24 protein-coding genes are annotated in these 25,949 nt (G+C 64.5%); 14 read left to right on the top strand and 10 right to left on the bottom strand.

What is annotated here, in order from left to right:
* Window positions 1–34: 34 nt before the first annotated feature.
* The 3 genes from AC0L2K_RS01235 to AC0L2K_RS01225 are packed head-to-tail and all read right to left on the bottom strand — an operon-like array spanning window position 35 to window position 5,773.
* On the bottom strand, window positions 35–3,310 hold the full coding sequence (locus AC0L2K_RS01235; protein ID WP_473530383.1) for an error-prone DNA polymerase: 3,276 nt from the start codon (window positions 3,308–3,310) through the stop codon (window positions 35–37).
* Window positions 3,307–4,776, bottom strand: coding sequence for a DUF6504 family protein (locus AC0L2K_RS01230; RefSeq protein WP_473530382.1), 1,470 nt, complete (start codon window positions 4,774–4,776; stop codon window positions 3,307–3,309). The genes AC0L2K_RS01235 and AC0L2K_RS01230 overlap by 4 nt, the downstream gene beginning before the upstream one ends.
* The gene (locus AC0L2K_RS01225; protein WP_473530381.1) at window positions 4,718–5,773 is read right to left on the bottom strand and encodes an ImuA family protein; all 1,056 of its coding nucleotides are present in this window, start codon (window positions 5,771–5,773) and stop codon (window positions 4,718–4,720) included. Before AC0L2K_RS01225 ends, AC0L2K_RS01230 begins: the two co-directional genes overlap by 59 nt.
* A 173-nt stretch (window positions 5,774–5,946) precedes the next feature.
* Between AC0L2K_RS01225 and AC0L2K_RS01220 the strand changes: the two genes are divergently transcribed.
* Window positions 5,947–6,369 carry a metallopeptidase family protein gene (locus AC0L2K_RS01220; protein ID WP_023802719.1) on the top strand — a complete coding sequence of 141 codons (423 nt, stop codon included), beginning with the start codon at window positions 5,947–5,949 and terminating at the stop codon, window positions 6,367–6,369.
* 228 nt (window positions 6,370–6,597) lie between these two features.
* On the opposite strand, the gene AC0L2K_RS01215 is transcribed toward AC0L2K_RS01220, so the two are convergent.
* Both AC0L2K_RS01215 and AC0L2K_RS01210 read right to left on the bottom strand, forming a co-directional pair.
* Complete coding sequence (locus tag AC0L2K_RS01215) at window positions 6,598–6,804, bottom strand: DUF1737 domain-containing protein (protein ID WP_023804277.1); 207 nt, start codon at window positions 6,802–6,804, stop codon at window positions 6,598–6,600.
* A 26-nt stretch (window positions 6,805–6,830) separates the two neighbouring features.
* Window positions 6,831–7,709, bottom strand: a complete 879-nt coding sequence (locus tag AC0L2K_RS01210) for an HpcH/HpaI aldolase/citrate lyase family protein (RefSeq protein ID WP_473530380.1) — start codon at window positions 7,707–7,709, stop codon at window positions 6,831–6,833.
* Window positions 7,710–8,271: 562 nt separating this feature from the next.
* Between AC0L2K_RS01210 and AC0L2K_RS01205 the strand changes: the two genes are divergently transcribed.
* The 4 genes from AC0L2K_RS01205 to AC0L2K_RS01190 all read left to right on the top strand — a co-directional run bounded on the left by AC0L2K_RS01205 (window position 8,272) and on the right by AC0L2K_RS01190 (window position 13,315).
* The gene (locus AC0L2K_RS01205) at window positions 8,272–9,849 is read left to right on the top strand and encodes a DUF4153 domain-containing protein (protein WP_473530379.1); all 1,578 of its coding nucleotides are present in this window, start codon (window positions 8,272–8,274) and stop codon (window positions 9,847–9,849) included.
* Window positions 9,831–10,526 carry a response regulator transcription factor gene (locus AC0L2K_RS01200; protein ID WP_128170058.1) on the top strand — a complete coding sequence of 232 codons (696 nt, stop codon included), beginning with the start codon at window positions 9,831–9,833 and terminating at the stop codon, window positions 10,524–10,526. Before AC0L2K_RS01205 ends, AC0L2K_RS01200 begins: the two co-directional genes overlap by 19 nt.
* A gap of 59 nt (window positions 10,527–10,585) precedes the next feature.
* Complete coding sequence (locus AC0L2K_RS01195) at window positions 10,586–12,082, top strand: ATP-binding protein (RefSeq protein WP_287225293.1); 1,497 nt, start codon at window positions 10,586–10,588, stop codon at window positions 12,080–12,082.
* Window positions 12,083–12,148: 66 nt separating this feature from the next.
* The gene (locus AC0L2K_RS01190) at window positions 12,149–13,315 is read left to right on the top strand and encodes an NAD(P)/FAD-dependent oxidoreductase (RefSeq protein ID WP_128170059.1); all 1,167 of its coding nucleotides are present in this window, start codon (window positions 12,149–12,151) and stop codon (window positions 13,313–13,315) included.
* Window positions 13,316–13,357: 42 nt separating this feature from the next.
* On the opposite strand, the gene AC0L2K_RS01185 is transcribed toward AC0L2K_RS01190, so the two are convergent.
* Entirely contained in the window at window positions 13,358–13,783 is a 426-nt protein-coding gene (locus AC0L2K_RS01185; RefSeq protein WP_023803775.1) for a GNAT family N-acetyltransferase, read from the bottom strand.
* 152 nt (window positions 13,784–13,935) lie between these two features.
* On the opposite strand from AC0L2K_RS01185, the gene leuD reads away from it, so the two are divergent.
* Complete coding sequence (leuD, locus tag AC0L2K_RS01180) at window positions 13,936–14,541, top strand: 3-isopropylmalate dehydratase small subunit (protein WP_023803774.1); 606 nt, start codon at window positions 13,936–13,938, stop codon at window positions 14,539–14,541.
* A 61-nt stretch (window positions 14,542–14,602) separates the two neighbouring features.
* Window positions 14,603–15,532, top strand: coding sequence for a hypothetical protein (locus AC0L2K_RS01175; RefSeq protein ID WP_023803773.1), 930 nt, complete (start codon window positions 14,603–14,605; stop codon window positions 15,530–15,532).
* A gap of 122 nt (window positions 15,533–15,654) precedes the next feature.
* Here the strand turns inward: AC0L2K_RS01175 and AC0L2K_RS01170 are convergent, their stop codons facing one another.
* Window positions 15,655–16,449, bottom strand: a complete 795-nt coding sequence (locus tag AC0L2K_RS01170; protein ID WP_023803772.1) for a lytic murein transglycosylase — start codon at window positions 16,447–16,449, stop codon at window positions 15,655–15,657.
* Window positions 16,450–16,714: 265 nt separating this feature from the next.
* Between AC0L2K_RS01170 and AC0L2K_RS01165 the strand changes: the two genes are divergently transcribed.
* From AC0L2K_RS01165 to rpsP, 7 genes are all read left to right on the top strand, one after another.
* Window positions 16,715–17,962 (top strand): flavin monoamine oxidase family protein, encoded by a 1,248-nt coding sequence (locus AC0L2K_RS01165; RefSeq protein ID WP_473530378.1) that lies wholly within the window; start codon window positions 16,715–16,717, stop codon window positions 17,960–17,962.
* Window positions 17,963–18,077: 115 nt separating this feature from the next.
* Window positions 18,078–19,172, top strand: coding sequence for a zinc-binding metallopeptidase family protein (locus AC0L2K_RS01160; RefSeq protein ID WP_128245790.1), 1,095 nt, complete (start codon window positions 18,078–18,080; stop codon window positions 19,170–19,172).
* A 63-nt stretch (window positions 19,173–19,235) separates the two neighbouring features.
* Window positions 19,236–19,835 carry a DUF1236 domain-containing protein gene (locus AC0L2K_RS01155; protein ID WP_128245791.1) on the top strand — a complete coding sequence of 200 codons (600 nt, stop codon included), beginning with the start codon at window positions 19,236–19,238 and terminating at the stop codon, window positions 19,833–19,835.
* A gap of 251 nt (window positions 19,836–20,086) precedes the next feature.
* A complete protein-coding gene (locus AC0L2K_RS01150) occupies window positions 20,087–21,049 on the top strand; it encodes a lysostaphin resistance A-like protein (protein WP_473530377.1) in 963 nt (320 codons plus the stop codon).
* Window positions 21,050–21,373: 324 nt separating this feature from the next.
* Window positions 21,374–23,002 (top strand): signal recognition particle protein, encoded by a 1,629-nt coding sequence (gene ffh / locus AC0L2K_RS01145; RefSeq protein ID WP_473530376.1) that lies wholly within the window; start codon window positions 21,374–21,376, stop codon window positions 23,000–23,002.
* Window positions 23,003–23,009: 7 nt separating this feature from the next.
* On the top strand, window positions 23,010–23,336 hold the full coding sequence (locus tag AC0L2K_RS01140; RefSeq protein WP_473530375.1) for a chorismate mutase: 327 nt from the start codon (window positions 23,010–23,012) through the stop codon (window positions 23,334–23,336).
* Window positions 23,337–23,380: 44 nt separating this feature from the next.
* Window positions 23,381–23,782, top strand: a complete 402-nt coding sequence (rpsP, locus tag AC0L2K_RS01135; protein WP_027153676.1) for a 30S ribosomal protein S16 — start codon at window positions 23,381–23,383, stop codon at window positions 23,780–23,782.
* Between the two features lie 59 nt (window positions 23,783–23,841).
* Here rpsP and AC0L2K_RS01130 read toward each other — a convergent pair whose 3' ends face one another.
* The 3 genes from AC0L2K_RS01130 to AC0L2K_RS01120 form a co-directional block, all read right to left on the bottom strand.
* A complete protein-coding gene (locus AC0L2K_RS01130) occupies window positions 23,842–24,105 on the bottom strand; it encodes a YMGG-like glycine zipper-containing protein (protein WP_287173062.1) in 264 nt (87 codons plus the stop codon).
* Window positions 24,106–24,249: 144 nt separating this feature from the next.
* The gene (locus tag AC0L2K_RS01125; RefSeq protein WP_091592141.1) at window positions 24,250–24,660 is read right to left on the bottom strand and encodes a DoxX family protein; all 411 of its coding nucleotides are present in this window, start codon (window positions 24,658–24,660) and stop codon (window positions 24,250–24,252) included.
* Window positions 24,661–24,785: 125 nt separating this feature from the next.
* Window positions 24,786–25,691: a bestrophin family protein gene (locus tag AC0L2K_RS01120; protein ID WP_023803762.1), complete on the bottom strand. Its 906-nt coding sequence runs from the start codon at window positions 25,689–25,691 to the stop codon at window positions 24,786–24,788.
* Between the last annotated feature and the right edge of the window lie 258 nt (window positions 25,692–25,949).

The following is a 25,949-nucleotide window of genomic DNA, read 5'->3' as shown; positions in this document are numbered from 1 at the left end:
GTGGTGATCCTTCGCTGTCCCGCCGACACATCCCCTATTGAAAATTGCGCCCCTTGGGCATGACCCTTTCTGCCTTCCCCGCGATGTCCTGCCGGTCGTTTTGCACGACAGGGACATCGGGCTTCTCCTGCAAAAGCACGGACAGCCAGGGTGTCAGGTCCTCGACCTTGTCGGCGACGATATGGATGACGTCCGATTCCGACTGCAGTTTGCCGGTGACGCGGATCAGCCGCGCGCCCATGACAATGGGCCGGTAGCGGTTGAAGGTCCTTTCCCAAAAAATGACGTTGGCGACCGCCTGCTCGTCTTCCAGCGTCAGGAAAATCGCTTTGGCGTTACCCGGCCGCTGCCGCACCAGGACAAGGCCGGCGACCGAAACGCGCTTGCCGTCCCGAACCTGGCCGAGGCGCGCATTGGGGGTGACGCCGGAACGGTCGAGCCGCTGGCGCAGAAAGGCCAACGGATGCGCCTTCAGCGACAGGCCGAGCGAGCGGTAGTCGTGGACGACGTGCTCGCCAAGCGGCATTGTCGGCAGCCTGGTCTCGGGCTCGAGATCGCGCAAGCGAATCGCCGGCCGGTCGAACAGCGGCAGGGTCTCCGTGGCACTCCTGCCGTCGAGCGCGCGGACCGCCCACAGGGCGTCGCGGCGGTCGAGGCCGAGCGAACGGAAAGCGTCGGCTTGCGCCAGCTTCTCGATCTCATCGACATGGAGGCCCGAGCGCAGCCAGACATCGCGAACGGATGTGTAGCCGTCGCCGCGTCTGGCGACAAACACCTCCATGCGCTCCTTCGACAGGCCCTTGACCTGGCGAAAGCCCAGCCGGACGGCATGATTGGTCCGGATGATGCCGCGCATCTGGGCATGGCGGTCGAGGATGCGGGTTGGATCGAAAGGCACTTCCTCCAGCGCGCAGTCCCAACCGGAAAAATTGACGTCGACCTCGCGGATTTCAACGCCATGGTCGCGCGCGTCGCGGACAAGCTGAGCCGGCTGATAAAACCCCATCGGCTGGGAATTCAGGATCGCGGCGCAGAACACGTCGGGATAGAAGGTCTTGAACCAGCAGGAGGCATAAACCAGCAGGGCGAAGGAGGCGGCATGGCTTTCGGGAAAGCCATATTCGCCAAAACCCTCGATCTGCTTGAAGCAGCGCTCGGCGAAGTCCTTTTCGTAACCCCGCAAAATCATGCCGTCGACCATCCGCCTGCGATAATTGCCGATCGTGCCGGTGCGCTTGAAAGTGGCCATGGCGCGGCGCAGTTCATCGGCCTCGCCCGGCCTGAAGCCGCCGGCGACAATGGCGATCTTCATCGCCTGTTCCTGGAACAGCGGCACGCCCAGCGTCCTGCCGAGTATCTCTTCCAGTTCCGGCTTGGGATATTCGGGCCTTTCCTTGCCCTGCCGGCGGCGCAGATAGGGGTGGACCATGTCGCCCTGGATCGGGCCGGGCCGCACGATCGCCACCTCGATGACGAGGTCATAGAATGTTTTCGGCCTGAGCCGCGGCAGCATCGACATCTGGGCGCGCGATTCGATCTGGAAGACGCCGATCGTGTCGGCACGGCAGATCATGTCGTAGACATGTTTGTCCTCGGCAGGGAGGGTGGCCAGCACATAGGGCCGGCCAAAATCATCCCGCGCATCGGGATAATGATCTTCAAGCAGCGTGAAGGCGCGCTGCAGGCAGGTCAGCATGCCGAGCGCCAGCACGTCGACTTTGAGGATTTTCACCGCGTCGAGATCGTCCTTATCCCACTCGACCATCTTGCGCTCGTCCATCGCCGTCTTCATGATGGGCACGATCTCGTCGAGCCGATCCCTGGTGATGACGAAGCCGCCGACATGCTGCGACAGATGACGGGGAAAGCCCATGATCTCGTTGGCGCATTCGATCACCTGCCTTGTCGACGGATCGGTCTGATCGAGGCCGCCGGCCCTGGTCTCCTTTTCGCCGAGCTCCGAGGTCGACCAGCCCCAGATCGAGCTGGACAGCGCGCTCCTGACATCGTCCGACAGGCCCATCGCCTTGGCCACTTCGCGCATCGCCGACCGGCCCCGATAGCTGACGACGGCCGCGGCCAGCGCGGTGCGCTTGGCGCTGTATTTCGAGTAGATATACTGGATGACCTCCTCGCGCCTTTCATGCTCGAAGTCGACATCGATGTCGGGCGGCTCGTTTCTTTCCTCGGAAATGAAACGCTCGAAAAGCGAATCGATCCGCTCAGGCCCCACTTCGGTGATGCCGATGCAATAGCAGACCACCGAGTTGGCCGCGGAGCCACGTCCCTGGCAGAGTATGCCCTGGCTGCGGGCGAATTTGACGATGTCGTAGACAGTCAGGAAATAGCGCGCGTAATTCAGGCGCTCGATCAAAGCGAGTTCTTCGCGGATGCGCCTGGTCACATCGGCGGGAACGCCCGAGGGATAGCGTATCGCGGCTCCCTCCCGAGCCAGCCTTTCCAGCTCGGCCTGGGGCCCGAGGCCCGATTCCGTCGGTTCGTCGGGATAGTTATATTGGAGGTCACTGAGAGAGAAGCTCAATTCGCCGGCAAAGTGCTGCGTTTGCGCCAGTGCCTGCGGATGCCGCCGGAACAGCCGCGCCATCTCCATTGGCGGTTTCAAATGGCGCTCGGCATTGGCCGCCAGTTCCAGCCCGGCTTCGGCAACAGGCAGGTTGAGGCGGATCGCCGTCAGCACGTCCTGCAACCGGCGCCGTTCGGACGTATGGTAAAGAACGTCGTTGGTCGCCATCAGCCGAATGCCTGATGCCTCGGCCATGGCAGCCGCCTGCTCGATACGGTAGCGGTCGTTGCCGTGATAATCCGGCGAAACGGCAAGCCGCAGGGTCTTGCCGAAGCGATCTTTCAGGCGGCTGATCAGCCTGAGATCCTGCGCCGGCGCCGACAAATCCGGCAGGATCGCCAGCGACATGCGATCGCCCCATTCGAAAAGGTCGTCGCGATAGAGCAGCGGTGCGCCCTTTTCGCTGTCGTCGCGCATATTGGCCTGCGTCAGCATGCGGCACAGATGGCCCCAGCCCTTGCGGTCCTGCGGATAGGCGAGAACGTCGGGCGTGCCATCACAAAAAACCAGGCGGCAGCCGGGATGACAGGAAAGACCTTCCACCTTGGCCTGTTGCCAGGCGCGCACGACGCCAGCCACCGTGTTGCGGTCGGCAAGCCCGATCGACGAAAAGCCCAAAAACTTTGCCGCGACCACCAGCTCCTCCGGTTTCGAGGCGCCGCGCAGGAACGAGAAATTCGACTGGATGCCGAATTCGGCGTAGGGAACGACCGCCAGCGCATTCATGCGAAGACCCCGTGCATGAACCAGCGCGGCGCCGCCTGCGAGGCGCCGTAGAGACCCTGGCGATAAAGCCAGTAACGGCGGCCGTCGCTATCCTCGATGCGGAAATAATCCCGGGTCGCTTCCTGCCCCGCTGCCTCCCGCCACCATTCCGCGGCGATGCGTTCCGGCCCTTCGGCGCGCGCCACCCGGTAGAGCGCGCGCCGCCAGCGGAAGTTCATCGGCGGTCCTTCTGGCATTTCGGTGGCCGGCACCTCGATCGGCTCGGGCGAACGGAACAGCCGGATCGGCCGTTCCGGCCGCAAGACAGGCCTGGTGTCTTGTATCTTGTCCGGCTGCTTCGGCGCAGAGACCCTTTGCGGCGCCTCCGCATAGGGATGCGTGGCGACGGCGCGCTCGGGCAGATGACTCTCGACGGCAACCGGTTTCAAAACCGCGCTGTCACCGAGCCGGGCGCGGATGCGGTCGGCGAAAAGGGCGATGTCGGCGCCGTCATCGCGCGTCTCGCCGGTCAGATCCGCCTGCTGCATGTCGAAGGCCGCGGCCGACAGCACCGAGAGGCGCACGAGATCGAAGCCATAGCCGGCATCGATGTCCTGTTCGAGCGCGGCAAGCCTCTCGTGGAACAATTTCTGGATCAGCAACGGCTCGCGCAACGGCCGCGAGGTGCCGACGGCGATGCGGCTGACGGCGCCGTCGACGCGGAAAAGCAGCAGCGCCAGCCTTCTTGCGCCCTCGCCGCGGCGCTCGAGGTCCGCCTTCAATGTCGTCGCCAGCATTTTCACCAGCCGCTCTATTTCGTCGGTCAGCATGATCGGTTCGGCGAGATGGCGTTCGACCGAAAGCGGCGCCACCGGCAGGCGCGGCGACACCGCCTCGTCGAGGCGGCCGAGCGCCTGGTCGAGACGCAAAAGCAGCGATCTGCCGAAGCGGCGGGCGAGCGGCGCGCGCGGTGCTGCCATGACGGCGCCCGCCGTGCGCAGGCCGACGCTTTCCAGGCTGGCGCGGATGTCAGGCTCGATGCGCAGCGCCGTCAGCGGCAAGGGTGCGAGAAGCGCCTCCTCCTCGCCACCGGGGACGATGCGATCACCAGAAAACCGCGCTGCCGCCCAGGCTGCACCTGGTGTGGCGGCAAGGCCGGCGCGGACATCGAAACCCTGATGGAAAAAGCGCGACAGGATGTCGTCCAGCATCGCCCGTTCGCCGCCGAAAAGATGGGTGCAGCCGGTGACGTCGAGGAACAGGCCATCGGCTGCGTCGATCGCCACCAGCGGGGTGTAGCGGTCGCACCAGTCGGCGAGGCTTTCGAGCAGGCGGCGGTCGGCCTCGGGATCGGCTTCCACGACGTCGATCGACGGATGCATGGCGCGCGCGTCGGCTATGCCCATGCCGCGCTTCAGATGAAGCGCCTCAGCCCGCTCGTCGAGGGCGGCGATGCGCTGCGCGTTCGCCTGGCGATGGCTGATCACCAGCGGCAGGTGATCCGACGGCCGCGAACGCCAGGACCGCCCCAGACGCTGGCGCAGGATCCTTTCCGCGGCGAGATGCGGAAACCACAGGGACAGGATTCGCTGCCCGTTCTTGCCGTCTTTCCCCGGCCCTTCTTTCCTCGAAACTGCGTTCATCGGGGTTCCACTCCAGTGTGAATTGTCCTGGCAAGGCGGTGCGGCTCTTGCCGATGCTGACGGTGAAGGCGGAACGGCCGATCGAGCCGGCGAGCGGCCCGGCGATCGTCTGGCGTGGTGCCGACGGCGCCGCCGACAGGACGAGGCGGACGGGTGCCGCCGTCGGCTCGGGTTCGCCGGCCTGGCGCAGCAAAAACACCGGCCCGCCGGCGCTCTGTGCCCGGGCGTGCAGCCGCCGCGTCGCGGTGAGGTCCAGCCGCTGCGGACTGCCGCGGATTTCGAGGATGACGGCGGCGAGCGCCGTCATCCGGGCGGCCTCCTCGGCGGTCCACAGCGCATCGAGGAGCCTTGGCGCCTCGGAAAACAGCAATTGCTCCGGCTCGATGCCGAAAAGGCGATGAAGTCCTGTGGCATAGGGGAAGCCGGCCTCGCGGAAGATTTCCGCGGTGCCGATCCACAGGACCGGCAGTCGCGGCCCCTGTTTGAGGATCAGGCTGACGAGCGACAGGGCGAAGCCGGCGACGGCCCCGGCATCGCGGGTCGCGGCGCCATGGATCTCGCTCAGCGCCGCCTTCGGCAGGCCGCCGCCGAGCGCAGTATCGAGATCTTCGGCGCCGGTGCGCAGAAACGCATCGGGCGGCGCCACGGCGAGGCCGCGGCGGACGATTGTCAGATTTTTGGGCGCGATTTTTTTGGGCGTGACATCAGCTGTTGGATTCCGGGGCGCATCAACGGGGGCTGCGGCCGGCGCCTGCAGGCGCTCGGGCAGCGTTCCCTCGATCTTCGCGATCTGGCGGCGCAGGGCAAAAACAGTCTCCCGCGCCACGGCGCTTGTCGCCATGACGGTCAGCTTCCACTCACAATTGTTCCTGTTATGTTCTAATAGATTCCAGAGGGCGGCCGAAGAGTCAAGCGGAGTCATGGGGAATTTATTCCTGTCAGCGAAAGGCGGCAACCCGGCTAATTGCCGAGTCCGGCGCGAAAGCCTATATGCCGGGATCAGAAGGACAAAGCATGGCCCGCATCTACAAAACCCGTACCTGGCACGACGAGCTTTCGCCGTCGATGGAGGAAATGGAGTTCCTGGCGCTAGAAGCTTACGCCCATCTGCCGGAGGAGTTTCGCAAGCTGACCGGCGAGATCGTCATCCAGATCGCCGAATTCCCGACCGACGAAATCATGGACGACCTGTCGCTGGAAACGCCTTTCGACCTGCTCGGCCTGTTCGAGGGGCGCGGCATCGCCGAGCGCTGGAATCCGCAGACCGGCGAGGGGCCGAACCGCGTCACGCTCTACCGCCGCGCCATCCTCGACTACTGGGCCGAGAACGAGGAGACGCTGGGCGATATCGTCACCCATGTGCTGATCCACGAGATCGGCCACCATTTCGGCCTGTCGGACGATGATATGGAGCGGATCGAAGAGGCGGCCGAGTAAAGGGATCGACGTCTCATTCCTTCGCGGCCCCCCTCTGTCCTGCCGGACATCTCCCCCTCAAGGGGGGAGACTGGCAGCTTTGGCCCGCACCGCACACCCTGCAACTCTGAAGATTGGCGAAAGCCGATGCGACATCCGATCTCCCCCCTTGAGGGGGGAGATGTCCGGCAGGACAGAGGGGGGTGCTGGCCCGCCGACATCTGGAAGATGTTTATGCTCGATGCGATGTCACCAATCGCTGAGCTTGGTGCCAGGGCCGTATTCCTGGCCCTCGACATCCTTCACCACGGCCTGGCCGCAGCGCATGACCTTGGTCTGCTTGTCGTAGGAATAGGTTGGCGAGCCGAACAGGTGCCAGCCCTTGTTCAGCGCCGCCGTCACCTTGTGGCAGAAGCTGGAATCGTCCGGGCCGGACAGAAAGCGGTAGAGTTTCATTTTTCATTCCTGTGATAAGTTGCCAATCATGCCGCGCTGGCGGCCGCCTTCGCCAGCAGTTTCTCGGCCTGCGCCAGATGCAGCCGCTCGAGCATTTTTCCGTTCAGCGCAATGACTTGCCTGCCGGCATTTTCGGCAAGCGCGAAGGCCTCCTTGACCGCACGCGCCTCGGCCACGGCTTCGGCAGATGGTGCAAAGGCGCGGTTTGCGGCATCGATCTGGGCCGGGTGGATCAGCGATTTGCCGTCGAACCCCATGGCGGCTGCTTCCGTGCATTCGCGCGCAAAAGCGTCCAGATCACGAAAATCGTTGAAGACACCGTCGAGCAGGTCGAGGCCACCGGCGCGTGCTGCGAGCACCATCTGCATCAGCCATGGCGTGAGATAGCGCCGGTCGGGCGTAGCGAGAATGCCGGTGTCCTTGATCAGGTCGTTCGTTCCGGCAACGAAACAGACCAGCCGCGAGGCCGGATCGCGGCAAAGCTCGGCAATCGGGCCGATGTTGAGCAGCGCCTTGGGCGTCTCGATCATCGCCCACAGCTTCACCGCGTCGGGTGAAAAATTGTCGTCGAGGACGTCGCCGGCTTCCAGGACGTCGCGCGGCGTGTCGACCTTGGGCAGCAGGATGGCGTCGGGCTCGCAGCTTGCCGCCGCCAGCAAGTCCTTGGCGCCCCATTCGCTGGAGAGCGGGTTGATGCGCACGACCATTTCGCAGCGCAGGTTTGCGCGGTGAGCGAAAATATCAGCCAGTTTTTCGCGCGCAAAAACCTTATCGGCCGGGGCGACGGCATCTTCGAGATCGATGGTGACGGCATCGCAGGCCAGCGACGAGATCTTGGCCAGCGCCTTGTCATTCGAGGCCGGGACGTAAAGCACCGAGCGGCGCGGGCGGCAGGTTTCAGTCATGCCTGATCTATGCCGCCTGGAGGCGATCGAAGCAAGCACACAGGGCAATCGCTTCGGGCAGTCATAGCTTGCATTGGATGCAAGCCAATCATCGAAGTTGGCGCCGCCCCTCATCGCCCTGCCGGGCACTTCTCCCCGTATAGGGACGGGGAGAAGGGGCTGGCGCAGCCTCGACGCCATTCTTGCAACGCAGGTGATTGGCGAAACCGGCGATGAGAGCACCCCTCTCCCCGTCACTATACGGGGAGAGGATGCCGGCAGGCAGGTGAGGGCAGCGCAAGCGCCCGGAAAGGGGTGACGGGGCGGATTCAAAGCTGAAGTGATTCCTGACCCTGCACAAAAACTGCACAACATTGCGGAAAATCTCCTCGGACCCGCCTCGCTGCCTGCATTTCGGCCGGCGAAAAGGGCGCATGCAAGAGCGCGAAAAGCCCCGTTGGTCCCTGCCCCTCCGCGATGACGGTTGCTGGCTCATCGATCCGCCGCGTTCGGCGACTCTCTTTCCCTTCATCCGCAAATCTCCGCCCCCCGGCCGGATCAAAGCCGCTGAGAAAACCCGATCATGACATCGCTGCTTACCGCCGCGCCGGGCACTTGCGCGCGCTTCGGCGTTGCCGTCCTGCTTGCCGCGCTGGCCGATTTCTTCTTCTATGGACAGCCGGTCGGCATCACGCTCTTCCTGTTCGGCATGACGCTGGCCGCCGCGGCCGCGGCGCTCCAGCCGTCGATGCTCGGCGCCGGCCGGGCCTGGTTCAAACCCGTTGCCCTGCTTGTCGGGCTACTGCCGTTCCTTGAAAATGTCAGCGCGCTGTCCGTCGCGATCGGGCTTGCGGCGCTGGCCGTCTTTACGCTTTCGCTGGTCGGGCGGCTGCGGCGCGGATTTGCCCGCATTGCCGGCCAGGTCGCGCTGTTCCTGCTCGCAGCGCCGTTTCGGTTCGTCCACGATTTCGTCCGCTGGCGCAAGGCGGCGCGGCGGCTTGGCCGGCGGCGCATCGGCTTCGCGGCGATCGCCGTCTGGATCATGCCGCTGACCCTGGGCGCAGTGTTTCTGGCGCTGTTCGGCGCCGCCAATCCGGTTATCGAATACTGGCTGTCGCTGATCGATCTCCACGCACTGCTCGACCTCATCCAGCTGCCGCGGCTGGCCTTCTGGCTGGTCGTGCTTGCCGGCGTCTGGGCTTTTTTGCGCCCGCGCCGGCCGCGCTTCTTGCGCCGCATTGCGCGTCGGGTGACACCTGTCCCTGTCAGCGCGGTGACGACGACGACAAAACCCGCCAGGGCGATCGAGGACATCATCTTCGGCAAGGCCGCCATCCTTCGCGCGCTGGTCATCTTCAACATCCTGTTCGCGATGCAGACCGCGCTCGACGCCACCTATCTGTGGGGCGGCATCGCCCTGCCCGACGGGCTGACCTACGCCGCCTATGCGCACCGCGGCGCCTATCCGCTGATCGTCACGGCGCTGCTCGCCGCCGGTTTCGTGCTGGCGGCGCTCAGGCCGGGAAGTGCCACTTCCAGCGATCCGTTCATCCGCCGGCTGGTCTATGTCTGGGTGGCGCAGAACATCGTGCTGGTCATCTCGTCGATCCTGCGGCTTGAACTCTATGTCGGCATCTATGCGCTGACCTACTGGCGCGTCGCCGCCTTCGTCTGGATGGGGCTGGTGGCGGCGGGCCTTGCCCTGATCATCGCCCGCATCGCGCTCGGAAAATCCAATGAATGGCTGCTTTCCGCCAATCTTCTGACGCTATCGGCGACGCTTTATGCCTGCTCGTTAATCAATTTTGCCGCCCTGATCGCCAACTACAATGTCGAGCACTCATTCGAAATGACCGGCCACGGAACCGAGCTCGATTTCTGGTACCTGCGTTCGCTCGGTCCCAGCGCCCGGCCGGCACTCGATCGCTTCCTCGAGCAGCAGGCCAGGACGAAGGCGGCCAGCTTTTCCCCTACCGCGAACTCGCCCGTTTGCTGGGACAGGACGAGGCCCGCTACCGCGCGGCCCAGGAAAACTGGCGCGCCTGGAGCTTTCGCGACTGGCGGCTCCTTCGCACTCTCGACACGTCTATCCCGTTCGTGGTTCCTCAGGGCTCCGAACCCTTCGTGCCGGGCCGCTGATCGATGCCGCATCACATCCTGATCGCCGACGATGATCCGCACATCCGCGAGATCATCTGTTTCGCGCTTGAAAAGGCCGGCATGAAAACGGTTGCGGTAGCCGACGGCGCCGCCGCCTTGCAGGCGATCGAGCGCCGCGCGCCCGACCTTGTCGTGCTCGACATCGGCATGCCGGAGATGGACGGGCTGGAGGTCTGCCGGCGGCTGCGGCACACATCCGATGTGCCGGTGCTGTTCCTGTCCGCGCGTGATGAAGAAATCGATCGCATCCTGGGGCTCGAAATGGGTGGCGACGACTATGTCACCAAGCCGTTCAGCCCGCGCGAGCTGGTCGCCCGCGTCAACGTCATCCTGCGGCGCGCCCGCCCGGCAAAAGCCGAACAGGCCGACGACAGGCAATTCTCGCATGGCAGACTGGCTTTGCTGCCGGCCAGCCACGCCGCCAGCTTCGACGGCAGGCCGCTGGTGCTGACCTCGATCGAATTCGCCATCCTGAAGGGGTTTCTGGCGCGCCCGGCGCATGTGCTTGGGCGCGACATGGTGATGGCCAATGCCTATGCCGGCAACATCCATGTCGCCGACCGCACCGTCGACAGCCATATCCGCAACATCCGCGCCAAGCTGGCGGCGGCCGGCTGCACAGATGCGATCGAGACCGTGCATGGCGTCGGCTTCCGGCTCGGCCGGTGCGGCGCGTGACCGCGCATAAATGGCGGCCGCGCCTCGCCACCATCGTTGTCGCCATCCTGATCATGGTGATGGCGCTGCCGCTGGTCGGCCTGTTCTTCTTCAGGCTCTACGAGAACCAGCTGATCCGCCAGGCCGAGGCCGAGCTGATCGCGCAGGGCGCCGCCCTTGCCGCCATCCATGCGCAAGAGGTCCGCGACGCCGGCATCCCGGCTGAAAAGCTCGGCGCGGCCGTGCCTGCCGACAGCGACAATCCGGACTCTCCCTACCGGCCGATCGAGCCAAGCCTCGATCTTGCGTCCGACAGGGTTCTGGCGACACGGCCTGCGGCGACGGTCGCCACCGTCGATCCCGCCTTCACGGCGATCGGCGCGCGGCTGTCGGGTATTCTTGCCGAGACGCAGAAAACCACGCTTGCCGGCTTTCGGCTGCTCGACCCAAAAGGCGTCGTCATCGCCGGACGCGAGGAGATCGGCCTGTCGCTCGGCGCCGTCGGCGAGGTTCGCGCAGCACTTGCCGGCCGCTATGCCAGCGCGCTCCGGCAGAGGGTTCCGAACCAGCCTTCACCTTCGCTCTATTCGGTCAGCCGCGGCACGAGAGTCCGCGTCTTCGTCGCCATGCCGGTCGCCGTCGACGGCAAGGTCGCCGGCGTCGTCTATCTGTCGCGGACGCCGAACAACATCGTCAAGCATCTTTATGGCGAGCGCGGCAAGGTGGTGCTGGCGGCGATCGCCATCCTCGGCGGCACGCTGCTCATCGGCCTGATCTTCCTGCGCACCGTCAGCCGGCCGATCTACGCGCTGATGGAGCGGACAAAGCGGATCGCCGCCGGTGATCGAGCAGCGATCAGGCCGCTCGACCATCATGGCACGCGCGAGATGGCAGCGCTGTCCGACGCTTTCCTCGAGATGGCCGAAAAGCTGCATGCGCGCTCCGACAGCATCCAGACCTTCGCCACCCATGTCTCGCACGAGCTCAAATCGCCGCTGACGGCGATCCAGGGGGCGGCCGAACTGCTGCGCGATTCAGGTAGCGCAATGGACGAGGCCGAGCGGCGGCGGTTTTCAGACAATATCGTCACCGACGCCGGGCGGCTCAATCTGCTGGTGCGTCGTCTGCTCGACCTGGCGCGCGCCGAAAATCTTGCGCCCAGCGGCGAAAGCACGTCGCTCAGTGCGGCCCTGGCGCTGTTGCCGACCGGGGACAGGCTGGCGCTTCGTATTGAGGCGGGCGGCGAGACCGGCCTGCGCATCTCGGCCGAGAACGCTGCGATCGTGCTCGCCAATCTCATCGACAATTCGGCAAGGCATGGCGCGACGCTGGTTTCGATCACGGCGGCGAGCGCAGGCGGCAAGGCGACGATCCAGGTGAGCGACGACGGCGCCGGCATTTCGCCGAGCAACCGCGCGCGTATTTTCGAGCCATTCTTCACCACACGCCGCGATTGCGGCGGCACCGGCATGGGCCTCGGCATCGTTCTGGCCCTGCTGAAAGCGCATGATGGCACGATCCGCCTGGTTGACTCCGAGCGCGGCACGCGCTTCGAGATCATCTTGCCGGCTGTATGAATTGCAGCATGATCGTTTCAGAAAACCGGCTTCGGGATCATGCTTCAGAACTGGAGAAGCGAAAAAGTGCGCTACGACGTCGTCATCATCGGCGGAGCCATCGTCGGCTCCTCGATCGCCTATTATTTGCGCGCGGAAGGGTTTTCGGGCTCGATCGCGCTGGTCGAGCGCGACCCGCAGTTTGCCCATGCGGCAACGACGCTGTCCTGCGCTTCGATCCGCCAGCAGTTTTCGATTCCGCAAAACATCCGGCTGTCGCAGTTCACGCTGAAACTGTTCCGGCGGCTGACGGAAGAGTTCGGGGCCGACGCCGATATCGGTTTTCGCGAAGGCGGCTACCTCATCCTTGCCGGCGAGAACGGGTTGCCGATCCTTGAGGCCAACCACCAGACGCAGTTGGCCGAGGGCGCCGACATCGTGCTTGAGGATGCGGAGGCGCTCGTCCGCCGGTTTGCATGGCTGTCGGCCGAGGGCATCACCGCCGGCGCCTATGGCCGCAGCGGCGAGGGCTGGTTCGACGCGCATGCCATGCTGATGCTGTTCCGCAAGGCGCTGCGCGACAAAAAGATCGATTTCATCACCGCCGACGTGACCGGCATCGAACGGCAGGGCGACCGTGTCACCGGCGTCAGCCTCGACAATGGCGAAAGGCTCGACGCCGGCATCGTCGTCAACGCCGCCGGGCCGAATGCCGGAAAAGTCTCGGCAATGGCCGGACTGGTGCTGCCGGTGGAACCGCGCAAGCGCAATGTCTTCATCTTCGAGGCGCGCGAGAAATATGACGACATGCCGCTGCTGGTCGATCCCTCAGGCATCTATGTCCGGCCAGAAGGCTCGATCTACATCACCGGCGGCGCCGAACCGGAAGACGGCGACGGCCCCGCCGATCCCAGCGATTTCGAGCCCGACTGGCCGCTGTTCGAAGAGGTAATCTGGCCAGTGCTGGCGACCCGCATTCCGGCCTTCGAGGCGATCAAGGCGACGCGCGCCTGGGCCGGCCATTACGATTACAACACGCTCGACCAAAACGCGGTGATCGGCCCGCATCCGCAGGTGCAGAATTTTCTCTTCGCCAATGGTTTTTCCGGCCACGGCCTGCAGCAGGCGCCGGCGGTCGGCAAGGCGCTGGCCGAGCTGATCGTGCATGGCGGCTACCGCACGGTGGACTGCTCGGCGTTTGGGTACAGCCGTGTCGCTGAGGGGCGGGCTTTCAGGGAGTTGAATGTGATCTGACGCTGGCGGGCATCAAAGGGTTCCGCACCGGAAGGCCAGCCGTCAGCGCTCGCGGCCAAACCAGAACGCGTCCGCCATCCGCGTCATGCCGATCCGTTCGTAGAAGCCGACGGCGTCGGGCACGGAGATCAGTGACATGGCGACGGATGGCCCGAGCTGCCGCCGCGCTTCGTCGAGCAGGCCCTTGCCGATGCCGAGCCCTTGCGCCGATTTGCAGACGGCGAGCTCGGAAATATAGCACACCCACGAGAAGTCGGTGATGCCTCGGGCGAGGCCAATCAGCGGCTTGCCAGGCGCATCGAGGCGCGCCGTCAACACCAGATCTGCATTGGCAAGCATCGCCTTCAGACGGACGTCGTCATCGATGGGCCGAGTGACGCCGAGGCCGGATTCCACCAGCACGCGGCGGAACTCGGCTGCGTCGAGGTTCGGTTCGGTGGCGTAGAGTACTTTGGGACGTGTTGTCATGCCGGCCAAGGTGCACCATAGGGCGGCAACTTTGAAGCGGTCCGTGCTCTAGGACCAAAGCTTGCGAAAACAGCCGCCTTTTATTTGCCTGCAGCTTTGTGTAAACCGGGCGCCAATACATCCCCGCAGCGAAAAGAAGACGGGCAAGACCTATGGAAAAATTCACCAAGCTCACCGGCGTTGCCGCGCCGATGCCGATCGTCAATGTCGACACCGACATGATCATTCCCAAGGATTATCTCAAGACGATCAAGCGCACCGGGCTCGGCAGCGGACTGTTTGCCGAAATGCGCTACACGGACGACGGCTCGGAAAACCCCGACTTCGTGCTCAACAAGCCGGCCTACCGCAAGGCGCAGATCTTGGTCGCCGGCGACAATTTCGGCTGCGGCTCGTCGCGCGAGCATGCGCCGTGGGCGCTGCTCGACTTCGGCATACGCTGCGTCATCTCGACCTCGTTCGCCGACATTTTCTACAACAACTGCTTCAAGAACGGCATCCTGCCGATCACCGTCAGCCCGGAGGATCTGGACAAGCTGATGGACGACGCCTCGCGCGGGTCCAACGCAACGCTGTCGATCGACCTCGAAGCCAAGGAAATCCGCGGACCGGACGGCGGCGTGGTCAAGTTCGACCTCGACGACTTCAAGCGGCACTGCCTCTTGAACGGGCTCGACGATATCGGCTTGACCATGGAGAAGGCCGACGCCATCGCCTCGTTCGAGAAGAAGAACGCCGAGCTGCGGCCCTGGGCCTGAACGGTACGATGACCCCGGCCGCGACAGGCCGGGCTCGTGGCGGCTGAACGGAGGGACAGGCATGACACGTTCGCTGCTTGCCGGCGCCTGGGCGCTGGCGTGGACTCTGATGCCGGTGGCTGGCGCGCATGCACAGACCGACACGGTGCTCGTGCCGGCTGACGATGCGTCCGGCGGGGCCGCCGACCTGGGCGCGTCGAGCAATGCGGCCCTGGCCGAGGATGACGGCCAAGCACCGGTCCCGTTCGAGAATGGGCAGCTGACCATCACCCAGCAGGAAGACTATGGCGAGAAGGTGCTGGCCTATGACGGCAAGCAGCTGGCGCGCAATTACGATGTCTTCTTCGACAGGATTGTCGAGGTCGGCGGCGTCACGGTGGCGCTGGTCGATGTCGGCGACGGCGGCAATCAATGCGGTCCGGCCAAGGTGATCGTGTGGAAGCCGGAAGGCGGCACGATCCAAACGACCACCGTCGAGCAGGACGAATGCGGCGCCCCGCCGGCCGCGCTATCCGACGGCGCCATCTATTTCGTGCCCAATCTCTTGCCGGGCGAATCGAAGCCGGCGCTGCAATGGTCGCCGACCGGCGGGTTGTCGACCTCGGGCAACCTCGCCTACATGCCGGAGCCGGGTACAGGCTGGAAAGATGTCGACCCGGCGAAATACGACAGCATCGTCGATGCCTTCCATAACGAGGCCGTCTACAGGCAAGCCGCGTCGCTGCTCGGCAAGGAGATGCCCGACATGGCGACCAGCCTGCTGGTCGGCGGCGGCACCGAGAAAACCACCTCGGGCGTCTTCCACGCCAGCGGCTGCATCCCGCATGATTGCGGCGGCGACGACGGCTTCATGGCGATCGATCCGGCCAACCACAAGCTCTATTTCGCCCGCCGCGGCGACAAGCCCGAGCCGGATGCGTGGCCGGCGGTGAACACGTGGCCGGCCGAGGTTAGGGAAGCGATGGACAAGGCGCTCGGTTCGCCGAACTAGCTTCTCTGCTTCATGCCTTCGTCCCCAGGCGGGGCCGAGCGGCGGCAGTCGTAACCTCAGACCATCGACAGACAAAAAAAGCCCGGCGCATGGCCGGGCTTTCCGTCGAATAGAGACTTGTATCACTCGCCGTCGATCGCCGTGGCGATGCGGGCGATGGCCTGTTGATAGTTGCTCGCGTCATTCCAGCCGGCAATTGCACCGAGATTCGCCTGTGCGCTGGCACCCGCCTGCCAACCATGAGCCTTGAGGAAGTTGGCGGTGGAAGCCAACGCAGTGGCCTTGTCGCGCAGATTTCCGCTGCCGACCCCGTATTTCAAGACATTTCCGGGCAGGAACTGCGTATGGCCAATCTCGCCATGCATGGCGCCGACCGACGAGGCGCTCAACGCGCCGCGATCAACCAGTTTCAGGGCTGCAACAGCATGCGGGTAGAAGAACTCCGGGCGGCGGCAATCATAGGCGAGCGTTACAATGGCAGAGACCGTATTCTGCTTGCCCAAGAAGGAACCGAAGCCGGTCTCCATCCCCCAGATGGCGAGCAACACACCCGGCGTCACGCCGTAGGTCCGTTCGATCTTGTCGAACAGCGCCGCGTTCGACTTCTTCAGTGAACGGCCCTTGGAAATGATCGTGGACGCGCCACGGCGCTTCATGAAAGCATCCACCGAGCCACCGAAAGCCTTGTGGATAGCGCGGTCGGCGGCGATCGTCCTTTTTGCGTAGGTCGCACTAGCCAGAGCGGCCAGACCCTTCGAGCCTACACCGCTGGCCCTTGCTTCCTGCGCGAACTCCGCCTTCCACGCTTCGAAGCCCGCGCCCGTTTTGCCGCATTGGGCGGCTTGTGCCGCTGTTGCCGCCGCAAGCATCATCGATGCCGCCGCCGCTAAAATCTTTGCCTTGGCAAAAAATGCCATGTTGCTCTCCTGGTTGCCTGGATCTTGTCCCAAATACGAATTTGCCAGCGAAACGCCCGCTTGTCACCGTTGGAGCGATTTGCGCCCACTTGGACGCACACGCTCCAACACTTTACAATCTGCGCATCGTGCTTTCCGAAAATCGGCACCGATTTTCGAGCCGATGCGCTAAGAACTCGTTTACGCATCCTCGCCGCAGCGCTGGCGAATGCCGGACAACTTGCTTACGATCAAGTAATTATTGTGGCGGGGGGCTAGAATATTCATGGAAGACGTTGACGTCGTGGTCATCGGCGCCGGTTCGGCGGGACTTTCCGCCGCCAGGACCCTGCGTACGGCCGGCCTTTCCTTCAAGCTGGTCGAAGCGATGAACCGTATCGGCGGCCGCGCCTGGACCAGCGACCAGCATTTCGGTGTTCCTTTCGACATCGGCTGCGCCTGGCTGCACGCGGCCGACCGCAATCCCTACTTTCCCGAGGCGCAAGCCGCTCGCTGGACGCTCCATCATCACGACATGAATGTCGATCATCTCTACTATCGCAACCGAAAGGCGAGCGAGGACGAAGAGGCCGCGATGAAGGCGGCCGATATCAGGCTGTTCGAGCTGCTGGCGGCGCATGAGGTCAAGGTTGGTGACGACGACCGTCTTTCGGCCCTGCTCGCCAAAGGCCATGCGCCGCGCGCCGCCGCCACCTTTGCCGGGCCGATGGACTTTGGCGCCGACGAGGACGAGATATCGATCCGCGACTTTCAGGCTGCCGCCGATCTCGATCCGAACTACTTCACCAAGGAGGGGTTCGGCGCGCTGGTCGCCCGTTTCGGCGCCGACGTGCCGGTCGAGCTGTCGACGCCGGTGCGGAAAATCCTCTGGGACGTGCCCGGCGTCGCCTGCGTCACCGATCGCGGCATCATCCGCGCCAAAGCGGTCATCGTCACCGCCTCGCCGGCGGTGCTCGCCTTCGAGGAGATCGAATTCGCGCCGGCGCTGCCAGACAGGCATTTCGCTGCCTTCTTCGACCTGCCGATGGGCATGCTGACCAAGCTGCCGGTTGAGATCAGGGGCACAAGGCTCGGGCTGGCGCCGTTCGACGACCTGCTGATCGAGCGGCTGGCCAGGCACGACATCTACTTCCTTTGCTTTCCCTTCGACCTCGACCTGATGGTCGGCTTCGTTGGCGGCGATTTCGCCTGGGAGATGTCGGCGGCGGGCGAGGCGGCAGGCGTCGACTTCGTCGTCGACCGGCTGTGCGCCATCTTCGGCGGCGACGTCAGAAAACATGTCGGGCGCGCCATGATGACCAATTGGGGCGGCGAGCGGTTCGTGCGCGGCGCCTATGCGGCGGCCCGACCCGGCCGTTCGCAGGCGCGCGCCACGCTGATGCAACCAGTGGCGGAAAAAATCTTCTTCGCCGGCGAGCATCTGGCCGGTCCGCTGATGCAGACCTGCGGTGGCGCCAGGCTGTCGGGCGAGGCGGTGGCGAAAACGGTCGCCGCCCAGCTTGCGGCAAAATAGCAACAGCAGGAACGCCGGCCGCCGACAGGCGTTTGGGCGATATGCCGCTGCGCACTATATCCGGGCCTGATGATTTGAGACTTGGTGATTTGAGATCTGGTGATTCGAGATCGGTATGAAGCTCTTCGATTGCCCGCATTGCGGCCACCGCCTCTATTTCGAGAACGCCCAGTGCCTGAACTGCGCCAGCTCCGTGCTCTACGATCCCGGGCATGCGCGCTTCGTGCTGTCTGGCGCCGGCGGCGTTTTCCAGTGCACCAATGCCGACGAGTGCGCCTGCAACTGGATGGCGGAACCTGGCCATGCCTTCTGCGGCGCCTGCGCGCTGAACCAGCTGATCCCGGACCTTTCGGTCGATGGCAACCGCCGTCGCTGGATCCGCGTCGAAGCGGCAAAGAAGCGGGCCATCTATTCGCTGCTCGCCGCCGGACTGCCGGTCGCGCCCAAGCGGAACGCCGGCGACGAGGCCGGCCTCGCCTTCGATTTCCTTGCCGATCCGATCGGCGGTCCGGGTGGCGCGCGCATCCTGACCGGCCATGACAACGGCCTGATCACACTCAATGTCGCCGAGGCGGATTCGGCCGAGCGCGAAAGACGGCGCGTCGAGATGGGCGAGAACTATCGCACTTTGCTCGGCCATTTCCGCCATGAACTCGGCCACTATTACTGGGACCGCCTGATCCGCGACGACCCGCAACGGCTTGCCGCCTTCCGCACATTGTTCGGCGACGAGCGCGCCGATTACGAGCAGGCGCTGAAGGCCTACCATGCCAATGGCGCGCCGCCCGACTGGCAGCAGGACCACATTTCCGCCTATGCCACGTCCCATCCCTGGGAGGACTGGGCCGAGACATGGGCACACCATCTGCACATCACCGATACGCTGGAGATGGTGCATGCGCTGAATTTCCCGCTCGGCCGGCTGGAAACCATGGAGGCCAACGACCTGTCGCGGGGCGACACCGGCGGCGAGCTCCAGCCGGCGCCGTCGGAACCTGCCGCCGTTCCCGAACCGTTCGAAAAGGTCCTAGCCCGCTGGCTGGTGCTGTCGGAAGCGTCCAACTCGATCAACCGCTGCATGGGCCTGCCGGACCTCTATCCCTTCGTCATCTCGGAGCTGACGGCACAGAAGCTGGCCTTCGTCCATGAACTCCTGACCGGAGTCGTGAAAGAAACCGGAACAAAACGTGAGCCGGCCGAGGCGTTTTAGCCGGAACGCATGAGGTTTTGTTTCGTTTTCGTTCGCGAGGGACCATCAACACGGAGCGAAACCATGAAGCGCATACTGTTTCCTGCTGTCGCCGGAGCGCTTGCCGCCATGTCCGGCACAGCCTTGGCCGATACCGCCGTTTCGGCGGTCGCCGATCTCAACATTCGCGCCGGCCCAGGGCCGCAATACCCGGTGATCGGCGTGCTCGCCGCCGGCCAGTCGGCAACGCTCGATGGCTGCATCCAAAACAGCAAATGGTGCACCATAGCCGAGGCCAATGGCCAAGGCTGGATCTATTCCGACTATGTGACGGCCGATTTCGGCGGCAACGAGGTCGTCCTGACCCGGCGCCCGGCCGACGCAGACATTACCATCGTCGAAGCCCCCGCCGATGTCGACGATCCCGACATCTATACCGGAGCGATCGTCGCTGGCGAGCCGATCGAGCCGATCAGGCGGCCGCCGGCCGAAGTCCGCACCTACATCGAGACCAACCGGGTCGACCCGGTTTATCTCGAGGGCGAGGTGGTTACCGGCGCGACCTTGCCCGATACCGTCGAGTTGCGCGAGATTCCGGACTATGACTACCGCTATGTCTATGTGAACGGTCAGCCGGCACTGGTCGACCCCGGCACCCGACGCATCATGTACGTCGAGCGCTGACGGTGCCGAACAGGGCAATCGCCTCAGACAATTGACGGAATCCATGCTCGTTGGAGACCACCAATTGTTGAGATTGGCGCCGCCCCTCATCGTCCTGCCCGTCCTCCGCAGCAGCTGCGGAGGGTGGACCGGGCACTTCTCCCCGTATCGTGACGGGGAGAAGTGACCTTGCAATGCTGGCGGCTAGCGATTGCGCGGCACGACCCGATCGAATAGATCATGCGACCCGAAGCACCAGCCTGTGAGCCCGCGTGATAGACCCTGCCGCCTTCGAGCGCTATCGGCATACTCCCAACGCCAAGACGACCCTGCCGCGGCTCCTGCTCGGAACGGCGATCGTCGTCCTGTTCTGGGTCGCGACGACCGTCGCCGTGCTGTTCGGCGGCGCCTATTTCTTCGTCGTCTGGCAAGCATCGTCCGGCGCCCCGATGGAAGGAGGGGCGGTGCAGAATTTCATGGCCTCGTCCACCGGGATCCTCGCCGCGCTCGCCTCCTTTGCCGGAATCTGGCTCGGCCTGTGGGCTGCCATGCGCTGGGTCCATCGCGAGCCGCTGATGGCGCTGATCGGCACCAGCCGCCGCGTTTCGCGCTCGGGATTTTTTAGGGGATTGGCCGCGGTGCTGGTCACATCGCTGCTCTCCGAGATACTGCTCTATCTGTTGCAGCCCGACATTGCGCGCGGTGCGATCGGCCTGTCGTCCTGGCTGCTGTTCCTGATCCCGATCGCCGCGCTGACCCTGCTGCAGACCTCGTCCGAAGAGGTGCTGTTTCGCGGCTATCTCCTCAGGGGCCTGGCCAACCGCTTTCAAAACCCCTTGATCTGGGCGCTGCTGCCAGGACTTCTGTTCACTGCGATGCATTGGAACCCAGGCTCGACGACCGCCATCAACGCCTGCGTGCTGGCCTCGATCGCCGCTTTTGCGCTGCTCCTGACGCTTGTGGTCTATGCCACGGGCAATCTCGGCGCGGCCTTCGGCGCCCACCTCGGCAACAATCTGACCGGCTTCCTGCTAATTTCGCACCAGCAAAGCTACAATTCCTTCGCCCTGTTCAACGCCAAGCCGCTCGAAGGCCCCGGCTGGACGACGCTTGATGCCGTCCTCATCGCGGCGATCGGCATCGTCTGCAGTCTGTTGACCGTTCTGCTGCTGCTGCACCCGCGCTCGCCGCTGAAGGTCGAGCCGGATTTTTCGCACCCCGGCGGCCCAAGCTGATGCGCATCACGCTGGTGGTGCTGCCATAAACCAAACCGGCCCGGTTCAGCGTATTCGGCCCCGCACCTTGACTCCGCGGCCGATTTCCTGTCTACAGCCCGCGAATTCCGCGACGAGTATCCCTCCGAGCAAGCCGACCGGGACGCTGAAGCCTGTTTGAGGCGACGTGCTGTAAATCGATCCTGGAGGCCAACATCCGGCAGCGCTGTGCGCCCCCGGGTGCTTTTTGGCTTTGGGCTTTTGCCTGGACAGCTTGGGTTGGATACTGGGCGCGAACGCATTACCTCTCGGGCATCATCCGGGTGTCAGGGAAAAGGAAGAAGAATGTTTGAATCGCTACAGGAACGTCTTGGTTCGATCCTGAACGGCCTCACCGGCCGCGGCGCCCTGTCCGAGGCCGATGTCTCGGCGGCGCTGCGCGAGGTGCGCCGTGCGCTGCTTGAGGCCGACGTTGCGCTGGAAGTGGTGCGTTCCTTCACCGACAAGGTGCGCGAGAAGGCCGTCGGCGCCGCCGTGCTGAAGTCGATCAAGCCCGGGCAGATGGTCGTCAAGATCGTCCATGACGAGCTGGTCGGGATGCTGGGCGCCGAGGGCGTCGCCATCGACCTCAATGCCCCGGCTCCAGTCGTCATCATGATGGTCGGCCTGCAGGGTTCCGGCAAGACCACGACATCGGCCAAGATCGCCAAGCGCCTCACCGAGCGTCAGAACAAGAAGGTCCTGATGGCCTCGCTCGACACGCGGCGTCCCGCCGCGCAGGAGCAGCTCCGTCAGCTCGGCGAGCAGGTCAAGGTCGCCACGCTGCCGATCGTCGAGGGCCAGACGCCGGTCGACATCGCCCGCCGCGCCGTGCAGGCGGCAAAGCTCGGCGGCCATGACGTCGTCATCCTCGACACCGCCGGCCGCACCCATATAGACGAGCCGCTGATGGTCGAGATGGCCGACATCAAGAAGGTCTCGTCGCCGCACGAAATCCTTTTGGTCGCCGATTCGCTGACGGGCCAAGATGCCGTCAATCTGGCAAAAAGCTTCGATGAGCGCGTCGGCATCACCGGCCTGGTGCTGACCCGTATGGATGGCGACGGCCGTGGTGGTGCGGCACTTTCCATGCGCGCCGTCACCGGCAAGCCTATCAAGCTGATCGGCACCGGCGAGAAAATGGACGGGCTGGAGGAATTCCATCCCAAGCGCATCGCCGACCGCATTCTCGGCATGGGCGACATCATCAGCCTCGTCGAAAAGGCTGCCGAAAACATCGACGCCGAGCAGGCGGCGGCGATTGCCAAGAAGATGCAGTCGGGCAAGTTCGACCTGAACGATCTTGCCGGCCAGCTTCAGCAGATGTCGAAGATGGGCGGCATGGGCGGCATCATGGGCATGATGCCGGGCATGGGCAAGATGAAGGACCAGATGGCTGCCGCCGGTCTCGACGACAAGATGTTCGGCCGCCAGCTCGCCATCATCTCGTCGATGACCAAGGCCGAGCGCGCCAACCCCGATATTCTGAAGCACTCGCGCAAGAAGCGCATCGCCGCAGGCTCCGGCACCGATGCGGCCGAGATCAACAAGCTCCTGAAGATGCACCGCGGCATGGCCGACATGATGAAAGCGATGGGCGGCAAGGGCAAAGGCGGTGGCCTGATGCGTGGCATGATGGGCGGTCTGGCCCAGAAGATGGGACTCGGCGGCATGATGCCAGGGGGCATGGGTGGCCCGGGCGGCATGATGGGCGGCGGCATGCCGGACATGTCCAGGATGGACCCCAAGCAGCTCGAAGCCTTGCAGAAGCAAGCACAGGCAGCCGGTCTCGGCGGCATGAAGGGTCTTCCCGGTGGCCTCCCAGGTGGCGGTGGTCTGCCTGGGCTGCCCGGCGGCATAAAGCTTCCTGGTTTGCCAGGATCCGGCGGCGGTCTGCCAATGCTCGGCAAGAACGCCCCTGGCAAGAAGAAGTGAGGGCGCGATGAACGAAGAGAAGGACATGGCCGACGCACGCGCGGCGCTGGTCGACTACCGCGCCTCGATCGACAACATCGACGCAGCGCTCATCCACATGCTGGCCGAGCGTTTCCGCTGCACCAAGGCGGTCGGCGAGCTGAAGGCATCGCATGGCCTGCCGCCGGCCGATCCGGCGCGCGAGCAGCAGCAGATCGCCCGCCTTCGCCAACTGGCGAAGGACGCCCATCTCGACCCGGATTTCGCCGAGAAATTCCTGAACTTCGTCGTCCGCGAAGTGATCCGCCATCACGAGTATATCGCCGCATCCAACGGCGGAACGACAATCGGCTGAGGACCAGCCGTAAACCCGAAAATCAGCGTTTTAGGAGAAAAGAAATGCCATTGAAAATCCGACTGGCCCGTGCGGGCTCGAAAAAGCGTCCCTATTACCACGTCGTCGTCGCCGACGCCCGTTCGCCGCGCGACGGCCGTTTCATCGAGTCGCTCGGCTCGTGGAACCCGCTGCTGCCCAAGGACGGCGAGCGGGTCAAGGTCGACGCCGACCGCGTCAAGCATTGGCTCTCGCACGGCGCCCAGCCGACCGACCGCGTGCTGCGCTTCCTCGACGAGGCCGGCATCGCCAAGCGCGAGGCCCGCTCCAATCCCAAGAAGGCCGAACCCGGCAAGAAGGCGCAGGAACGCGCCGCACTTCTGAAGAAGGCGCAGGACGATGCAGCCGCCGCGGTTGCCGCCGCGGCAGCCGCGCCGGCCGAGGCGGAAGCCGCGACCGCCGAATAATCCGAACGGCGGGCGCTTTGCCCGCCGTTTCATTTCGTCGGAGCTATGACGCGGCCCGATCAATAGCCTGCCGGGCAGCGGGCGATGTAGACGCGTCCATAGCGATCGCGATAGCGGCACCGGCCGGGTTCGGTCGCACGACCGATCAGTGCGCCGGCGACGGCGCCGACAGCACCACCAACAACAGCTCCCTCCACCGGGTCATTTGCAACGGCAGCGCCGACAGCAGCGCCTCCCAAGCCACCGACCGCGGCGCCCTGTTCTGTCCGGGAACAGGCTGCGAGCGTGGTTGCCAATATGATCATGACCACCAATTTCTTCATCGTCGCTCCTCCCAAATGGGGTTTTCCGTCCTCGCCCCACATCGTCTAACTCGCAACCGGGCGATTTGATCCACGGACAAGGAAGAAGGGTGGCGGCGCCCTCTCTGGCGGCGCGACCGCCATCGAACGGCTTTGATGTCGCCGCTACCGGCTGAACGGGATCAGCGAGCGCACCCCGGGATTGCGCAGGAAAAGGCCGCCCCACAGAATGAGGCCGAGATAGACGCCGAACAATGTGTGCGAGAACAGCGGGCTGCCAAGACGCGCGTGGGTCGCGATGGCGCCGCCGAGATAGGCGGTGAGCAGGACGGCGCCGAGCACCGAGGTGCGCGGCACCGCATAGAGCGCGGTCGAGACCAGCCCGACGATGCCGAGCATGCGCGAGACATCGGGATCGGCCGGCCAGCCGAGTTGCACCATGGTCTGGGTGACGACATCGAGCGGCGGCAGCTTGATGACGCCGTCGAAGGTCATGAACAGCACGATGAGGGCGCTGAGCCCGCGGCCGGTCCACAGCGCGCTCGGCGTGACGGATGCTGTTTGAGACATGGTCATTGGTCCTCCGGTTGTTTCGAGCCCTTTTGGCGAGGGTCGAACCAAAGGACGCGGCGTGAGGCGGCGATCCGACACGCTTATGATTTTTCCAGTGCACGGTGCTTCGGTGAGCGCGGGAACAAACCCTAGGAAAAATAGTATTTTTTGGCGGGGATCATTTTTGGCGGCGCTTCGCCGAGCGCCTCGAACACCGAGATTTCACAGACGCGGCACAGACCGTCGAGGGCGAGATCGTTGGCCTCGGTGCCGAACGGGTCCTCGAGTTCCTCCGAAAGCGCGTCGAGGCCGAAAAAGGTGTAAGCGATCAGCGCCGTGAACAGCGGCGTCGCCCAACCGGCAGTCGAGGCCAGCCCAAACGGAAGCAGCAGGCAGAAGATATAGGCGGTGCGCTGCAACAGCAGCGTGTAGGCAAACGGAAGCGGTGTTCCCATGATGCGCTCGCAGCCGGCCTGCGCTGCGGCGATTTGCGACAGGCGCTCGTCGAGAATGCGGTAGCCCATGACATCGATTGCGCCGGCCCTGTACAACGCGGCGGCTCGCTCGCCCATCCGCCGCAGCATGGCGTCCGGCGGGTTGGCCAGCTTGGCAGCACTTTCGGCCGCTTCATCGATGAACGCGCGTGCTTCGGTCGTGGCATCGACCCGCCGAAGCAGGCCGCGCAGGAAGTGACAGAAGGCGATCGCCTCCATCAGCAGCCCGCGCAGTTCGACCCGATCCTCGATCAACCCGGTGCTGGCGCGCGCCAGATTGCGAATGTCGAATACAAGCTGGCCCCACAGTTTGCGCGCCTCCCACCAGCGGTCATAGGCGGCATTGTTACGGAAGCCGAGATAGATCGACAGCGCCACACCGAGCAAGGCGAGCGGCGCGGGCCCGGCATTGCCGAGGTCAAGCTGCAGGGCCCTGACCGCCAGCACCACCAGTGCGCCATAAATGCCGAAGCCGAAGATCTGCGGCAGGATGCGCGGCACCACCGAGCCGCGCATGATGAAGAACAGATGCAAAAATCCCGGGCGCGGGCGAACGATCATCGAAACCCCTTTCACGGACCGGCAATGATCCTGGTCGGTTCCATTGTGCGACGCAATACACGCACAAGCCCAGCCGCCAGCGACATGGCGATGTCGTCTTGCCGGTTTGAGGGCAGAGCAGGGCCAGGTGATGCCGGCCCGATGCGACCTAACCCGGAGACGTCGGTGCCGCCCCTCATCCGCCTGCCGGCACCTTCTCCCCGTGAACGGGGAGAAGGGAGCTAACCGGCCGAAGGCCGAGCCCGCGACTGCAGGCCG

It is taken from the genome of Mesorhizobium sp. WSM4817, from assembly GCF_055811135.1.
The sequence above is the reverse complement of the archived record's forward strand: the minus strand, read 5'-3'. Positions and strand labels throughout refer to the sequence as shown.

Coding starts and splice junctions, on each gene's coding strand:
- AC0L2K_RS01235 (WP_473530383.1), bottom strand. CDS start 3,310: ATGAATGCGCTGGCGGTCGTTCCCTACGCCGAATTCGGCATCCAGTCG.
- AC0L2K_RS01225 (WP_473530381.1), bottom strand. CDS start 5,773: ATGGCGACAAGCGCCGTGGCGCGGGAGACTGTTTTTGCCCTGCGCCGC.
- AC0L2K_RS01220 (WP_023802719.1), top strand. CDS start 5,947: ATGGCCCGCATCTACAAAACCCGTACCTGGCACGACGAGCTTTCGCCG.
- AC0L2K_RS01215 (WP_023804277.1), bottom strand. CDS start 6,804: ATGAAACTCTACCGCTTTCTGTCCGGCCCGGACGATTCCAGCTTCTGC.
- AC0L2K_RS01210 (WP_473530380.1), bottom strand. CDS start 7,709: ATGACTGAAACCTGCCGCCCGCGCCGCTCGGTGCTTTACGTCCCGGCC.
- AC0L2K_RS01205 (WP_473530379.1), top strand. CDS start 8,272: ATGACATCGCTGCTTACCGCCGCGCCGGGCACTTGCGCGCGCTTCGGC.
- AC0L2K_RS01200 (WP_128170058.1), top strand. CDS start 9,831: ATGCCGCATCACATCCTGATCGCCGACGATGATCCGCACATCCGCGAG.
- AC0L2K_RS01195 (WP_287225293.1), top strand. CDS start 10,586: ATGGCGCTGCCGCTGGTCGGCCTGTTCTTCTTCAGGCTCTACGAGAAC.
- AC0L2K_RS01185 (WP_023803775.1), bottom strand. CDS start 13,783: ATGACAACACGTCCCAAAGTACTCTACGCCACCGAACCGAACCTCGAC.
- leuD (WP_023803774.1), top strand. CDS start 13,936: ATGGAAAAATTCACCAAGCTCACCGGCGTTGCCGCGCCGATGCCGATC.
- AC0L2K_RS01175 (WP_023803773.1), top strand. CDS start 14,603: ATGACACGTTCGCTGCTTGCCGGCGCCTGGGCGCTGGCGTGGACTCTG.
- AC0L2K_RS01170 (WP_023803772.1), bottom strand. CDS start 16,449: ATGGCATTTTTTGCCAAGGCAAAGATTTTAGCGGCGGCGGCATCGATG.
- AC0L2K_RS01165 (WP_473530378.1), top strand. CDS start 16,715: ATGGAAGACGTTGACGTCGTGGTCATCGGCGCCGGTTCGGCGGGACTT.
- AC0L2K_RS01160 (WP_128245790.1), top strand. CDS start 18,078: ATGAAGCTCTTCGATTGCCCGCATTGCGGCCACCGCCTCTATTTCGAG.
- AC0L2K_RS01155 (WP_128245791.1), top strand. CDS start 19,236: ATGAAGCGCATACTGTTTCCTGCTGTCGCCGGAGCGCTTGCCGCCATG.
- ffh (WP_473530376.1), top strand. CDS start 21,374: ATGTTTGAATCGCTACAGGAACGTCTTGGTTCGATCCTGAACGGCCTC.
- AC0L2K_RS01140 (WP_473530375.1), top strand. CDS start 23,010: ATGAACGAAGAGAAGGACATGGCCGACGCACGCGCGGCGCTGGTCGAC.
- rpsP (WP_027153676.1), top strand. CDS start 23,381: ATGCCATTGAAAATCCGACTGGCCCGTGCGGGCTCGAAAAAGCGTCCC.
- AC0L2K_RS01130 (WP_287173062.1), bottom strand. CDS start 24,105: ATGAAGAAATTGGTGGTCATGATCATATTGGCAACCACGCTCGCAGCC.
- AC0L2K_RS01125 (WP_091592141.1), bottom strand. CDS start 24,660: ATGACCATGTCTCAAACAGCATCCGTCACGCCGAGCGCGCTGTGGACC.
- AC0L2K_RS01120 (WP_023803762.1), bottom strand. CDS start 25,691: ATGATCGTTCGCCCGCGCCCGGGATTTTTGCATCTGTTCTTCATCATG.